The 13763-nt window shown below is 60.4% G+C and carries 11 protein-coding genes; 7 read left to right on the plus strand and 4 right to left on the minus strand.

The window, feature by feature from the left end; translation table 11 throughout:
• Positions 1-12 precede the first annotated feature (12 nt).
• Positions 13-846, plus strand: a complete 834-nt coding sequence (panC, locus tag ADN00_RS03745; RefSeq protein ID WP_075061616.1) for a pantoate--beta-alanine ligase — start codon at positions 13-15, stop codon at positions 844-846.
• Between the two features lie 67 nt (positions 847-913).
• Here the strand turns inward: panC and ADN00_RS03750 are convergent, their stop codons facing one another.
• A complete protein-coding gene (locus tag ADN00_RS03750) occupies positions 914-1876 on the minus strand; it encodes a tetratricopeptide repeat protein (protein WP_075061617.1) in 963 nt (320 codons plus the stop codon).
• 143 nt (positions 1877-2019) lie between these two features.
• Between ADN00_RS03750 and ADN00_RS03755 the strand changes: the two genes are divergently transcribed.
• Complete coding sequence (locus tag ADN00_RS03755; RefSeq protein ID WP_075061618.1) at positions 2020-3999, plus strand: alpha-amylase family protein; 1980 nt, start codon at positions 2020-2022, stop codon at positions 3997-3999.
• Positions 4000-4277: 278 nt separating this feature from the next.
• Positions 4278-6392: a heavy metal translocating P-type ATPase gene (locus tag ADN00_RS03760; protein ID WP_075061619.1), complete on the plus strand. Its 2115-nt coding sequence runs from the start codon at positions 4278-4280 to the stop codon at positions 6390-6392.
• Positions 6393-6739: 347 nt separating this feature from the next.
• Here ADN00_RS03760 and ADN00_RS19680 read toward each other — a convergent pair whose 3' ends face one another.
• Positions 6740-7150 (minus strand): hypothetical protein, encoded by a 411-nt coding sequence (locus ADN00_RS19680; protein WP_152966247.1) that lies wholly within the window; start codon positions 7148-7150, stop codon positions 6740-6742.
• A 198-nt stretch (positions 7151-7348) separates the two neighbouring features.
• Complete coding sequence (locus ADN00_RS03770; RefSeq protein WP_075061621.1) at positions 7349-7594, minus strand: zinc ribbon domain-containing protein; 246 nt, start codon at positions 7592-7594, stop codon at positions 7349-7351.
• Between the two features lie 139 nt (positions 7595-7733).
• Between ADN00_RS03770 and ADN00_RS03775 the strand changes: the two genes are divergently transcribed.
• From ADN00_RS03775 to ADN00_RS03790, 4 genes are all read left to right on the plus strand, one after another.
• Complete coding sequence (locus ADN00_RS03775; RefSeq protein WP_075061622.1) at positions 7734-10445, plus strand: LuxR C-terminal-related transcriptional regulator; 2712 nt, start codon at positions 7734-7736, stop codon at positions 10443-10445.
• Between the two features lie 130 nt (positions 10446-10575).
• Entirely contained in the window at positions 10576-10809 is a 234-nt protein-coding gene (locus ADN00_RS03780) for a hypothetical protein (protein WP_201781136.1), read from the plus strand.
• A complete protein-coding gene (locus ADN00_RS03785) occupies positions 10799-12019 on the plus strand; it encodes a DUF116 domain-containing protein (protein WP_075061623.1) in 1221 nt (406 codons plus the stop codon). Before ADN00_RS03780 ends, ADN00_RS03785 begins: the two co-directional genes overlap by 11 nt.
• Positions 12020-12136: 117 nt before the next feature.
• Positions 12137-12703, plus strand: a complete 567-nt coding sequence (locus ADN00_RS03790; protein ID WP_075061624.1) for a manganese efflux pump MntP — start codon at positions 12137-12139, stop codon at positions 12701-12703.
• Between the two features lie 54 nt (positions 12704-12757).
• Here ADN00_RS03790 and ADN00_RS03795 read toward each other — a convergent pair whose 3' ends face one another.
• Entirely contained in the window at positions 12758-13669 is a 912-nt protein-coding gene (locus ADN00_RS03795) for a metal ABC transporter solute-binding protein, Zn/Mn family (RefSeq protein ID WP_075061625.1), read from the minus strand.
• Between the last annotated feature and the right edge of the window lie 94 nt (positions 13670-13763).

Raw genomic sequence — 13763 nt, forward strand, 5'->3', positions numbered from 1 at the left:
AGGAACTTGATTATGAAACTCGTATCCACCCTTGAAGACCTTCGCCAGCACCGCCAGGCCCTGGCCAACCCCCTCGGCTTTGTGCCCACCATGGGCTTCCTGCACGAGGGTCATCTCTCGCTGGTGCGCGCCGCCAAAGCCGCCTGCCCCAGTGTTGCCGTCAGCATCTTTGTTAACCCCACCCAGTTTGGCCCCACCGAAGACCTGGCCGCCTACCCCCGCGACCTGGAGCACGATCTGGCCCTGCTGGAAGCCGAAGGCGTAGACCTGGTTTGGGCCCCCACTCCAGAGGTGATGTACCCGGCCGGCTACCAGACCTGGGTGGAGGTAACCGACGTAACCCAATTCCTCGAAGGAAAAATGCGCCCCGGCCATTTCAAAGGGGTAACCACGGTGGTGGCCAAGCTCTTTAATGCCGTCCAACCCCAGCATGCCTTTTTCGGTCAAAAAGACGCCCAGCAGGCCGTGGTCATCACCCGCATGGTGCAAGACCTCAACATGCCGGTTGAGCTGCACATTTGCCCCATCGTGCGCGAACCCGACGGCCTGGCCATGTCCAGCCGCAACACCTACCTCTCCCCTGCTGAGCGCCAGGCCGCGCTGGTACTCTCACGCTCGTTGCAGACCGCCCGCGCCGCTTTTGAGCAGGGCCAGCGCAACGCAGACGCCCTGCGCCAGACCGTTCTCTCCGTCCTCGCAGCCGAACCGCTTGCCCGCGTGCAGTACGTCTCCTGCGCCGATCCCTCCACCCTCGCAGAGCAAAGCGGCGTCATCAGCCAGACCCTGATCTCAATGGCGGTCTACGTTGGCAAAACCCGTCTGATCGACAATATCATCCTCCAATAAACAGTCCCAAAAAAGCAGGCCGTTCCATGTGAGGGACGGCCTGCTTTTCGATTCCCGTTTCAACATCTCAAGGGGTCAGCGTCGGGTCAACCGGCGCCAGCGACTTCTGTGTCAGCATGGCAACGCGCACGCGCAGATTACCCGAAAGGTTGGCATCGCCCTGCGCTTCGGCGCGCGCCGCCGCCTCCTGCAAATACTGCAGCGCGCTGGGATAGTCCCCCTCCAGTTCCGCCGCCGATCCCAAAAAGATCGGCCCGTACGGCGAAGCGGGGTAGCCTTCTTCCAGCCGCTCTCCGGCCGCGCGCATGCCCGCCGCGTCTTGCAAATACAGGCTGGTTTGTCCCTGCGCCATCAGCACATTCACTTCAGCCGGGGCCAATGCCCGCGCCTGCGCCAGCGCCTCCTCCGCGGACTGCAAGTCTCCGTTTTTTTCCAGCAGCACGCTGCGGATGGTCAGCAGTTCGTAATCGTCCGGTGTGTAGCTCAGCGCCAGGTCAATTTCCGCCAGCGCGGCGGTTAAGTCGCCGTTTTGCATCGCCGACTCGGCGCTGGTGCGGTGCCGGTAGCTCGCCGCCACTTCGGGCGGTGGAGCCAAAAAGAGTTGATACGCGCCCGCCAGCAGCGCCAGCAGTAGCAGGCCGCCGCCCAACCCAATCAGCGTTTTCCGCCAGGCTGCTTTGCGTTTATGCGCCAGGTATTCGTCCAGATTCCACCACCAGGCGGTTTCATCCGCCTGCAGCTCGCTGCGCCGCTTCATCAGACCCGCCGGGCCGCCAATCTTCTTTACCAGCAGATTTGCATTCTTTTTGACCTGCTGGCAAATGTAATCCCACTGTACCCATTCCGCGTCCAGCTGGTCACCGGCCTGCTGCCCGTGGGCGAGCAGCGCGTTGATTTCATCCATCCCTTCCAAAATTTCCAGGGCCTGTTCATCCGTCCCAAAAGACAGGGAACCAATCGCCCCTTCCAGTTGATCGAGCTTTGCGTTAATGGACCGCGGTGAGCCGGTCGAGTTGCCTGTGTTCGTCATGGTTTTTTCCTTCTTCCATTCAATCATGCGGCGGCTGCCCTTGGCCTGTCTTTCACAAACCTGCCGCGCTTCTGTGCTTAACGGTATCTACGAATTATAATTCTTGCATTAGAATCGCGGAACCAACTGCAGGAGGGATGAAGATGACCATTTGGAACCAAATGCGCGCCGCTCTGCCGGATTCTTCAATAGAGCCGGAAGAAACCCAACGTCTTTTCGAGACCTACCAGCTTCACGGGTACCTGGCCTTTACCTGCCCGCAGGCGCTGCAAATTTCCGACGAAGCCCTGGTGCACTTTTTTGCCCGCCTGGCCGCCGCCAACGGCTGCGACAGCCCGGCTGCCGCCCGCGACAACTCCGCCTGGATGGCTGACAGCGATTTTTGTTTCTTCAACATTCGCGCCACCGGCAGCGGAACCAGCATGGGAAACTTCATTGACGCAGCCAAACTCCTGCCCATTGTGCGCGCCAGCGCCATCCACCTTGGCCCCTTCACCGACTACGATTTTGAGAATATTTATGCCGTACGCAGCGTGGAAACCATTTCACCCAACGTGGTTTCGCCTAAATGGCTGTCGCTCGGTTTTTCTCCCGCCGATCAACTGCGCGCCTTCATTGAGGCCGCCCACATTTTGCGGAAAACAGTCGGCTTTGATCTTGAGCCGCACGTCGCCCAGTACGCGCGCCTGGTCTTCATGCGCCCCGCTCTCTTCCGCTGGTACCAGCTCTCCGCGGACCGCGCCTCTCTGGCTGGCGGCCTCTCCAGCAAAGAGATGCTTCAAGAAAGCCAGCAGGCTCGCATCACTGGGCAGGTGGAGCACATCGTTCAAACCGCCCTGCGCCAGCAAAACCTGGATTCGCTCGAAATCCGCGATGGTGATTCTCAATCTCTGCGCGCCCAAAAAGACCAGCTCTACTTCCGCCTGATTGGCGAGCTGATCGGCCAGGGCTTCTGGCCCATCCCCTCGCAGGTGTGGAGCGGTGACGGCGTGCCCGCCTTCAAAGAATACAACGTTTCCGGCAACTATGCCGTCTTCGATTATCGCAGCCGTTCCGGCGAAGATCACGGCCGCTACGCCTATCATGTGATGACCCCTTTCAAACTCTACAATGACCTGCCGCCCAACCGCTGCCCTTCGGGCAGCGAGGGGCAGATCAACCCTGCCGCAGTGGATTTCTTTAGCTCCATCTTCCGCAAGTGGCGCGATGAGTTTGGCTTCGATTTTGTGCGCTACGATTCAGTTGACCACATCTTCGATTCCGTCCAGCCGCAAGACCCCGCCCGCCCATGCTCAGACCGCCCCACCCCGGCCATCCTCGAGACGTGCGTGCGGCGCTCGCGCGCGGGCGGCAGGCCGTATATCGGCAATTTTGCCGAACGCATGGGCCTGGAACTGGACAGCTACGCCGCCCTGGGGTTCGACCTGATCCTCGGCACCGACATGCTCCAGCACCCCAACCGCGCCCTCGTTGAAACCGCCTTCTGGATTCACGACCAGCTCCAGCGCATCAACCAGGCCCGTCCCGCCCGCTTTGCCGTTCCCTTCTGCGTGGACACCCACGACACCGGCAACGAGCACATTTGGGGCGAGCCGCTGGTCAAAATCTCCGGCAGCCGCCGCATGCGCCTGCGCCATTTTCTTTCGCGCTTCCTCGGCTGCGGGCTGTCCCGCCGTCCCAAATATGAGGTCATCGGCGCGCAAGACCTTTCCTATGGGCTGTACCGCGCCAATGTCAGCGACGTCAACCTCACCTGGGTTGGCGACCGCGACTACAACCGTGCCTACCACACCCTGGAAGACATCTACGACTTCTTCCGTCCCATGCTCAGCGCCGGGCAGATGCAGTCCCGCTTCATCAATGAGCAATACGCCTGGTGGCAAATCTCCGCGCAGGACGAATGGCTGGTTGCGCTGGTCTCATTGGACACAGGCGCTTCCGAAGGTCAGCCCCTGCCGCCGGTCGAAATTCCGCTGCCCGATGGCGCCAACCAGTGGGTTTGCTTCGACTTCTCCGCGCCGCTCGGCTCACCGCTGTCCAGCCTGTCTGCCGTTTTGCGGGTGGAAAACCTGCCCTACCTGGGTTTCCGCCTCTACCACGGTTCGCGCATGGTGGAAGAATAGCGCAACTGCGGCACTGCCAGCGCGATTAGCGCTAACAGGAAGACAAACCCGCTCGTCTGACCGCCGAATCGGGAGACTGTAGAAAGTCTGCCGGGTTTTCACGTCTGTTCATATGATCATCCCCCAATTCGCGCTATAATAAGCTCGTCAGGCGTTGGTTCGCCCATCCATCCCATCCGGGTCGAGCCAGCGCCTGTCCTTCTATTAACGGTCCAGCTTTCCTTCCATCCATTTTCCTGACTTTCAGCTATAATCGAAACACTCTATTAGGAGTGTTTATGTCGTCTTTAACCAAAGTTGAATTATCGGTCAAAGGTATGGATTGCGCCGACTGCGCATTGCACGTCGAGCACGCCATCGCCGCCGTGCCGGGCGTCTCGCGCGTGCAGGTTTACCTGGCCACCGAGAAAGCCGTCATTGAAACCACTGCCGGGGTTGAGCCTTCTCTTGCCGCGATTAAAAAAGCCGTTGCCGGCGCCGGTTACGAAATCCTCGACCCCGCCGCCGGCCAGCCCCCCACCCGCCAGCAGACACTGCAGGCAGCCACCCAGCGTGTTACCTGGCTGGTGGCGCTCGTCTTTGGCAGCGTGCTGTTCATTCTGGTGGTGGGCGAATGGCTGGGCCTGTTTGAAAAGATCACCCGCCAAATCCCCTGGTACGCGGCCCTGCCCATCATTCTCATCGCCGGTTTCCCGGTCTTCAAAAATGTGTTGCGCAGCGCCCTGCAAGGCAAGGTGATTTCGCACACCCTGATGACCCTGGGTGTGATCGCCGCCATTGCCGTTGGAGAATGGGTCACCGCCGCCGTGGTGGTGTTTTTCATGCGCGTTGGCGACCTGACCGAGCATTTCACCACTGATCGGGCGCGCCAATCACTGCGCCGCCTGCACGATCTCGCCCCGCAGACCGCCCGCTTGTGGAAAGACGAGAGCGAATTGGAAGTGGCAATTGAAAACGTGCACCCCGGCGATATCGTAATTGTACGCCCCGGCGAGAAGATCCCCGTGGACGGGCGCGTTGTCGCCGGCAGCGCCACCGTCAACCAGGCAGCCATCACCGGCGAGGCCATGCCGCTTGAGCTGGAAGCCGGCAGCCGGGTCTACGCTGCTTCCGTCATCCTTTCCGGCAGCCTGCGCGTTGAAGCCACCGCCGTGGGGCGAGACTCAACCTTTGGGAAAGTAATTCGCCTGGTGGAAGAAGCCGAAGGCAACAAAGCCCAGGTACAGCGTACCGCCGACCGCTTCGCCGGCTATTACCTGCCTGTGGTGGCCGCCATCGCCCTGCTCACTTTTCTCTTGCGCCGCGACCCGCTCGCCACTGCCGCTGTGCTGGTGGTAGCCTGCTCGTGTTCCTTCGCCCTGGCTACGCCCATCGCCATGCTGGCCTCCATCGGCAGCGCCGCCCGCGGCGGGCTGCTGGTGAAAGGCGGGCGCTACCTGGAACTGCTCGACCGCGTCGATACTCTGCTGGTGGATAAAACTGGAACGCTTACCTTTGGCCAGCCGCAGATCAGCGACGTGATCGCCCTGCGCGGAAGCCCAGAGGAACTGCTGCGCCTGGCTGCCAGCGCCGAGCGCTATTCCGAGCATCCGCTGGCGCAGGCCGTGCGCCAGGAAGCCCTGCGCCGCGGCATCCCTCTGGCCGAACCGCGCGACTTCTCCGCTCAAGCCGGGGTGGGGGTTAATGCCCTGGTGGAGGACCGTTCCATCCGCGTCGGCGGGCCGCGCCTGCTGGCCGGTGATCCGCCGCAGGCTGCCCTTGACCTGGCCGGCCAGGGCAAGAGCCTGCTCTACGTCTTTGAAGGCGAAGATTTGCTGGGACTGATGGCCGCCGCCGACACCCTGCGTCCCGAAATATCGGCTGCCCTCAAGCGCGTGCGCGCGCTCGGCGTTCGCCAGATCGAGCTGCTCACCGGCGACCATGCCGCCTCCGCGCAGCACCTGGCCGACCAGCTCGGCATCCCTTTTCGCGCCGGTCTGCTGCCCGAAGAGAAAATTGAGATTGTGCGTGAATATCAGCGGCAGGGCCGCGTAGTGATGGTGGTGGGCGACGGCGTCAACGACGCTCCCGCCCTCGCCCAGGCCGATGTTGGCGTGGCGATGGGCCTCGGCGGCAGCGATGTCGCCATCGAAACCGCGCCGCTGGTACTGATGCGCGAAGATTGGGATCTGGTTCCCCAAGCGCTGGTCACCGCTCGGCGCACCATGCGCGTCATTCGCGGCAATATTGCCTTTACAGCCCTCTACAATTTGGTTGGCCTTTCCCTGGCCGCCTTTGGAATTCTGCCCCCCGTGCTGGCCGCCGCCGCCCAATCGCTGCCCGATCTGGGCATCCTGGCCAATTCAGCGCGCCTGATTCGCCAGAACAACCACCAAAGCGTGCCGCAGGCTTAAAGAGAACTCCCCCACCGGTTGAGGGGGGCAACCGGTAGAGGAGCTAACATTATTGTATAGCACTTTTTGACAGAAATCAACCCTGAGTTGTGATCAATTGTATAACCTTTTCCCTGTTTTCCAGCTTCTATGCGATACCGGCTTAAAGCACCATCTCCCTCCTGTGTGTTCGAGGGAGATGGCTTCCGCGGATGGAAATTCCACGGCGGAGAAGATTCGACCCGTAAGCCCATACGGATCTACTCATATTATAAGACAATTTCTCACTGCTTTGCTTTCAGAATTCTTTCAGCAGCAAAATGGATATCGATGCCTGACCATCAATTTCTCACCTGGTTTTCGGTTCTTCAGCTCTTGCCTGGAGGAAATAGGGCAGCTATTGTTTCTGGAATATCCTCTGAATTTCGATAAATGGAAGGATCAGCCAGAGCCTTCTGCCACGGTTGTTCGCTCCCTTGCGCGGCACTGGCCGCTGGAGATGGCACGCCCACAATCAAGCAATCAAGATCAAGGCCGATTTCATTCAAATCCCAAGATTCGCGAATGCACCACCATTGGCAGGCCTTGCACCGAAACAACAAGGAAAAATTGTGCGTCCCAATCAAGAATGGATCGTCTAATTCATCCTGAACCCATGCTGATGGTTCCACTGGCGAAACCGATAAGGGCCCACCGCAATGCAAACAGCGGGCTGGTTGGCCGGGCTGTTTTGAAAAATAAGAACGCATAGAAAACGCTTGATAACCAGGGAAATTCATAATCCTCCCGCCAGATAAATCCGTATCCAACATTCAGAATCACAGCAAAATAATACTCATTCGTTCATGCCTGCCTGCGAACCCAGGGTATTTATAGGATACACCTTTTCCAACGGGGGCGGGCGCGCTGCGATGCCATCAGATTGATTGCACGCCCGCTCCTCTGGATTTTTCCTCAGCCGAGGGAGAATTTCCCGCTTAATCCATGAACAGAATCTCGAGCAGGTGGCCCAGGTCGTCGCTGCCTTCCAGCGTGCGCAGATTGTACACCTCGGTGTGCCCGCAGTTATTACAAGACACAAACGCGTAGCGGTGCGCCTGGATTTCCAGCATGCGTGAGAGGCCCGTCCCCGACATCGCCAGCCGTTCCACAGTTGCTCCCTGGTGATGGCATTTTTCACAAACAAATTTGCTTGCCAGCATTTGATCAACGTTTTTCGCCATTTTAATCTCCATTTCTGTTTAATTCATAATCTATATACGCCGCTGACCGGCTTGAAGTTGTAAATAACCGTCTGGCACTGCTTGCGGTTTATGCTATGATATGCACAATATCTTTCCCATTTCCAGGCGGAATCCTTCTATGTCGTCCACCCCCCTCTTGCAAACCAAACTCTATCTTCCCGCCCCCGCCCCCTATCACATTCCGCGCCCGCAGCTTGCGCAGCGTCTGGACGCGGGTATGGCACAGGCGCACCGTCTCTTTCTGGTCTCCGCCCAGGCCGGTTCGGGTAAAACCAGCCTGGTCAGCGCCTGGCTGCAAGACTGGCGCGCCCACCCCGGCCGCCATGCCGCCTGGCTGTCGCTGGACGAGAATGACAATGACCCACAGCGCTTCTGGACGTATTTTTCCGCCGCCCTCCACAGCACACCCGCTGCGATTGGGCAGGCCGCGCTCGAAATGCTTGCCTCCGGCCAGGTTGGTGATCTTCAGGTGATCATCCATTCCCTGCTCAATGACGCCGCCGCTCAGCCCGATGAGATTCTTCTTGTTCTGGATGACTATCATCTCATCACCAACCCGGAGATTCACCAGCGCCTGGAATACCTGCTCGACCATTTGCCGGTCAATTTTCACCTGCTGCTCTGCACGCGCGCCAACCCGCCCCTGCCCATCACGCGCCTCCGCGCCCGCCGCCAGCTCACCGAGCTGCGCGCCGCTGATCTCAATTTCAACACTGGCGAAGCCGCCCGGTTTTTTGACCAATCCGCGGGTCTCACCCTCACTCCCGACCAGGTCGCCGCCCTCACTCGCCGCACCGAGGGCTGGGTGGTGGGCCTGCAGTTGGCCGCGCTTTCCATCCAGGAGCATCCCGATCCGGCTGCCTTTATTCAAGACTTTGAGGGCAGCCACCATTTCATTCTGGAATACCTCACCGAAGAAGTCCTTTCGCGCCTCGAACCCGACCTGCAGACGTTTCTGCTCAGCACCGCGCTCTTCTCACGGCTCAGCGCTCCCTTTTGCGACGCCGTTCTGGAGCGCAGCGGCAGCCACGAAATGCTCGACCGTCTGCAGCGCGCCAATCTCTTTCTGATCCCCCTGGATGAAACGCACCAGTGGTTTCGCTATCATCATCTCTTCGCCGGTCTGCTTCAGGCCCGCTTGAAACAAACGCCCGCCGTCCAAGCCGTTCCGCTCCACCGCAAAGCCGCCCAATGGTTCAACCAAAACGGTTATATCGAAGACGCGGTTCACCATGCCCTGGCTGCCGGTGATTACCCTTTGGCGGCCAGCATCATTCGCCTGCATTGGGCCGAGATCTCGCATCGCGGCGAGATCAGCACCGCCTTGCGCTGGCTGGAGGCCCTCCCGGCCGAGTTCCTTCACGCCGACACTGAGCTGACCGTACTGTACTGCTGGTCGCTGTGGTTGAAAGGCTGCGTTGAGCAGATCGATCCCCACCTGCAAATCGCTCGCGCCAGCCTGGAAGAGTGGGAATCGCGCAATCCCAACCCCATTCACCCCCTGCGCGGAGATATCAACGTCCTGCAGGCCATTCTCGAGCGCGCCCGCGGCAACCTGCCCGCCTCCGTTCAGCTCACCCAACAGGCGTTGGACACCGCTGGTCCACAGGAACACCTGCTGCGCGGTGTCGCCGGCTATAACCAGGGCACCACCCTCTTCGTTCTAGGGCAGTTCCAGCCCGCCCTGGAGATTCTCTACCGGACCCTGCCGCACCTCAGCGCCGGGGGCAACATGGTTGGCTATTCGGCTTCGCACTACTATCTGGTGATTCTGCATGGCGCGCTGGGTAGTCTGCCGCAGGCTGCCGCCGCTGTGCAAAACGCCCTGGCCTTCGCTGCCGGCCACGCCTTTCCCAACCTGCCCGCCTTTGGTTTTCTATACGCCGCTCAAGGTCTTTTGCACCTGCTGCGCGCCCAACTGCCAGCCGCAGAGGCGGCCCTGGCTGAAGCCCGCCAGCGGGGTGAAATGGGCGGTTACCCCACCATCGTTTACCTTACCGAGCTGCGCGCCGCCCGCTCCCTGCTCGCCAGCGGCCAGCTCACCGCCGCGCAAGAAACCCTGCAAAACATCCAGCCCATTCTTCGCCAGCAAGCCTTCCCAGGACCCTTGCAAGAGGCCGCCGCGACTCAGGCCTTGCTGGACGTCTTATCCGGGGATCTGATCGCCGCCCAGGCCTGGGCTGCCAGCCTGGAACAGCGCGGCAAACCCGCCATGGACCCCGCCGCCAGCCAGTGGGAAGCCGTTGTGCGCGCCAGATTGTGGCTGGCGTCTGGCCAGCCGCGGGACGCCCAATCCTTATTGGAAGCCCACCTCGCCGCCGAGCAGGCCGCCGGGCGCGCCGGTTACCAGGCCGAACTGCTCGTCTGGCTGGCTGCCGCCCACCAGCGGATGGGCGGCAGCGCCCCAGCCCTGGCCGCTCTTACGCAAGCCGTCCGGCTGGCCGCTCCCCAGGGATTCCTGCTGCCCTTCGTGGAAGCCGGCGCGGAAATTCTCCCTCTGTTGCGCCAGATGCAAAAAGACCCCGAATGGCAGTCCGCTCCATCCGCGGCTCTCCTCGCTGGTATTCTGCAGGCGCTGCCAGAGCCAACACTCACGGAGGCGACCCCAGCCGCTGCGCCCACCGCGGACCTTCCCGAGCCGTTGAGCGAGCGTGAACTGGAAGTGCTCCGGCTGCTGGCCGAGGGGCTTTCCAACCAGGAAATTGCCAGCCGTCTCTATGTGCAGCTCAGCACGGTCAAGAAGCATGTCAGCAACCTGTTTGGCAAATTGGGCGTGGCCAGCCGCACCCAGGCCATCCAGGCCGCCCGCCGCCTGGGGTTGATCCCATAAATACTCCTTAAGGCTACCGCCTTCCTCCCTAAAAATTCCACTTTCGCCCACTGAAAAACAGGCTCCCGATGGATACACTCTAACCATCTGGAGCTTTTCTTTGCATCGATTAACCCGGAGACAACAAGTGATGATGAACCGTTATGAAATCAAAATTAAAGGCCGGTTGAGCGAGCGGTGGGCGGATTATTTTGACGGCCTGCTCATCTGCCCCTTGTCCGACCAGGAGACCCTGCTCACCGGTGTGCTGCCCGACCAGGCCGCTTTACACGGCGTGCTGTGCCTGATACAGAATATTGGCCTGGAACTTATCAGCGTGAACCGCGTATATACAGACGAAGGTTTAACCCACTATGAACAATAACTTTGCTTACGACCTCCGAATCAACCAGCAAGACTCGCTGCCTGCCCACCAGCAGATTTCCGTTTTCACCGACCGCTGGCTCGGCTACCTGCACGCTGCTCACACCGGCCTGCTGGAAGAGTACCGGCAATTCCGCCAATCCAGCGGGCTGCCCGCGCTGAGCTTTGCTGAATCTGCCCTGGAACTGACCGCCTTCTGCGTCTACCTGCAGGAGCACAGCGCCGAAGCACGGGTCTTCTCCGGCCTGGGCGCGGCCGCGCTCACCGCCCTGGTCAATCTGCAAGACCGCCTGCCCTGGTTTGAGCGCTCCATCAAGGCCCTGCGCAGCCGCGTTCAATACCTTTCCACCCGCAAATCCGCCAGCCCAAGCGATACCCCCGACCTGGATCCGGCGACCCTTAACCGCTTGCTGCGCTGGCTGCGCGCGCAAGGCCAGTCTGCATTGGCTGAGCACTTCCAGCCCTGGGCGCGCTGCTTTGGCCGCCGCGGACGCCAGCAGTGCCAGGCCGCGCTGAACGATTGCCTGCTGATCGCAGCCCAGTTTACCGCCTTCAGCAGCGAAGTGCTCGGAGGATATACCCGCGGAGCCGAGGCCTTCCGCCAAAGCGCCCGCCGCGATGCCTGCCTGCGCTACGACGCCGCCCTGCGCGGCCGCGCCCGCGCCGAATACCACCTGGGCTTGCTTGGCACCGAAATTCTCAACCGTGAGTTCCGCACGGCTTTTCTGCAGGCCAGCGAGAAACTGGTCATCGTCCCGCGCTGCCTGCGCGCCCGCCCGCAGGGCCTGTGCAAAGCCGCCCCCGCCCGCCTGGGAACCCGCTGCACTGGCTGCACCCCGCACTGCCAGGTCAACCAGATCAGCCAGATCTGCCGTCCGCTCGGCATTCACGTCGCCGACATACCTGATGACCAGCTCAAATTTCTCTGCCGCGCATCCGGTCAGGCCGGCAGCGGACTGGGGGTTTTGGGTCTTAGCTGCGCACCCACCAATTGGCTGGCCGGATGGGAGGCCCAGAAACTCGGCCTGTCGGCTCAGGGCCTGCTGCTGGACTATCCCGCCTGCCGCGAGCACTGGCACGCCCAGGGGCTGCCCACCAGCACCAGCCTGTTGCGCCTGAAAGAGATTCTGAAGATCTCGCCAAAAACCGAACCGGACGAGTCATCTGCCTGGGTTTTGCTGCCTGCTGAACAGACCGAAATGGCCCTTTAAGAAAGCATTCACAACAAATGCGCGCCTAAATCAGACCAGCGTCTCCGGATTTCTCCTAATTTTGCAGCCAGAATGCGTTAAAATAATCCTATCTCTGCAAAGAATAAGGACCGCTCAATGGAACTCGCCGCTGTCGTTGTCATCGCCGTTGGCCTCGCTATGGACTGCTTTGCCGTCTCGCTGGGGATTGGTTCGTCTGGAAATCGCCAGACAGCCCGTTCCATTTTTCGGGTTTCATTTCACTTTGGGCTTTTTCAGGGCGGCATGGCCTTTTTGGGCTGGCTGGCCGGTTCCACCATCGTTCAGTTCATCTCCAGCTTTGACCATTGGATCGCCTTCATCTTGCTGGCCTGGGTGGGCGTGCGCATGGTGCGTGAGGGCATAAATCCTGAACTTTCCGACTGCCAGGCCGACCGCACGCGCGGCGGCACCCTGATTGTGCTTTGCCTTGCCACCAGCCTCGACGCACTCGCCATCGGCCTGACCCTGTCTCTCACCAACACCCCCATCGCTCCCGCCAGCCTTGTCATCGGACTGGCCTCACTGCTTCTTTCTGTGATTGGCATCCTCGCCGGCAGCGGGCTGGGGGTGCGCTTTGGCAAGCGCATGGTGATCGCCGGCGGCATCCTCCTCACTCTCATCGGTCTGCGCATCCTGCTCTCGCACCTGAATATCATCGCCTGAAATAAAAAGAGGAGCGCCTGGCAATCGGCGCTCCTCCCGGTTTCCACTTCTGTTTTATTTCAAGACTTCCTCAAACACCCCGGCCACCTTGCGCATGTTCTCCATCCAGTTTTCCTCCAACGGAGAAATGAGCAGCACCTCACCCCCAATTTCCGCCGCGATGACTTCCGCGGAACGGGTGCTCAATTCCGGCTGGGCAAACACCACGCGGATATTCTCAGCCTTGGCCTCGTTGACAATTGCCGCCAGCTCCTGCGCGCTCGGCTCCTGCCCGCCTGCTTCCACCGCGATCTGCTCCAAACCGAACTCCCGCGCAAAGTATCCCCACGCCGGGTGAAACACCAAAAACTTGCGCGAGCTGACCCCTTCCAGCGTTTGGCGGATCTCGTCTTGCAGCGCGGAAATCTCAATACTAAATGCCTCGTAATTCGCCTGATATTCGGACGCGTGCGCGCTGTCGGCTTCGGCCAGCGTCTGGTAAATCTTCTCCGCCTGGCGCAAAACCATCTCTGGAGACGTCCAGGTATGCGTGTCCAGCTCGGACGCGTGCGCCTCGTCTTCTTCCTCGTGCTCTTCACCCTCGTGCGCGTGGGTAGCCATTTCCATCAGATCCAACCCTTCGATGGTGTTCACCACCCGCATCTGCGGGTTGGCCCCCTGGAAGCGTTCCAGCCAGCTTTGTTCAAAGTCCACCCCCACCGCGAAATACACCTGTGAATTGGCCAGCAGTTTCATCTGCGCTGGGCTGGGCTCATAGGTATGCGGGTCGCTGCCTGGCTCTACCATCACATTGACCGTCACCCGCTCCCCGCCAATGCGCTCCACAAAATATTTCTGCGGCGGAATGCTCACCGTCACCTGCAGCGTATTGGATTCGAGCGGCGCGGGCGCGGAATCCGGAGCCGGAGCGCAGCCAGCCAGGCTTATCAACACTGCCACTGTCAGTATTAACCATCGAGTTTTCATCACAACCAACCTTATTGATAATAATTTTCAATAAGGTTGATTATAACCAGCTTCATAGAGCTGTCAAGGCTTTGTCCTTCTACAGACAGAGAAA

The sequence above is a fragment of the Ornatilinea apprima genome, from assembly GCF_001306115.1.
Taxonomy (GTDB): Bacteria; Chloroflexota; Anaerolineae; order Anaerolineales; family Anaerolineaceae; genus Ornatilinea; species Ornatilinea apprima.

What these genes read in the sequence shown, in the direction of transcription:
- panC (WP_075061616.1), top strand. Translation starts at nt 13, where the DNA reads ATGAAACTCGTATCCACCCTTGAAGACCTTCGCCAGCACCGCCAGGCC.
- ADN00_RS03750 (WP_075061617.1), bottom strand. Translation starts at nt 1,876, where the DNA reads ATGACGAACACAGGCAACTCGACCGGCTCACCGCGGTCCATTAACGCA.
- ADN00_RS03755 (WP_075061618.1), top strand. Translation starts at nt 2,020, where the DNA reads ATGACCATTTGGAACCAAATGCGCGCCGCTCTGCCGGATTCTTCAATA.
- ADN00_RS03760 (WP_075061619.1), top strand. Translation starts at nt 4,278, where the DNA reads ATGTCGTCTTTAACCAAAGTTGAATTATCGGTCAAAGGTATGGATTGC.
- ADN00_RS19680 (WP_152966247.1), bottom strand. Translation starts at nt 7,150, where the DNA reads ATGAATTTCCCTGGTTATCAAGCGTTTTCTATGCGTTCTTATTTTTCA.
- ADN00_RS03770 (WP_075061621.1), bottom strand. Translation starts at nt 7,594, where the DNA reads ATGGCGAAAAACGTTGATCAAATGCTGGCAAGCAAATTTGTTTGTGAA.
- ADN00_RS03775 (WP_075061622.1), top strand. Translation starts at nt 7,734, where the DNA reads ATGTCGTCCACCCCCCTCTTGCAAACCAAACTCTATCTTCCCGCCCCC.
- ADN00_RS03780 (WP_201781136.1), top strand. Translation starts at nt 10,576, where the DNA reads ATGATGAACCGTTATGAAATCAAAATTAAAGGCCGGTTGAGCGAGCGG.
- ADN00_RS03785 (WP_075061623.1), top strand. Translation starts at nt 10,799, where the DNA reads ATGAACAATAACTTTGCTTACGACCTCCGAATCAACCAGCAAGACTCG.
- ADN00_RS03790 (WP_075061624.1), top strand. Translation starts at nt 12,137, where the DNA reads ATGGAACTCGCCGCTGTCGTTGTCATCGCCGTTGGCCTCGCTATGGAC.
- ADN00_RS03795 (WP_075061625.1), bottom strand. Translation starts at nt 13,669, where the DNA reads ATGAAAACTCGATGGTTAATACTGACAGTGGCAGTGTTGATAAGCCTG.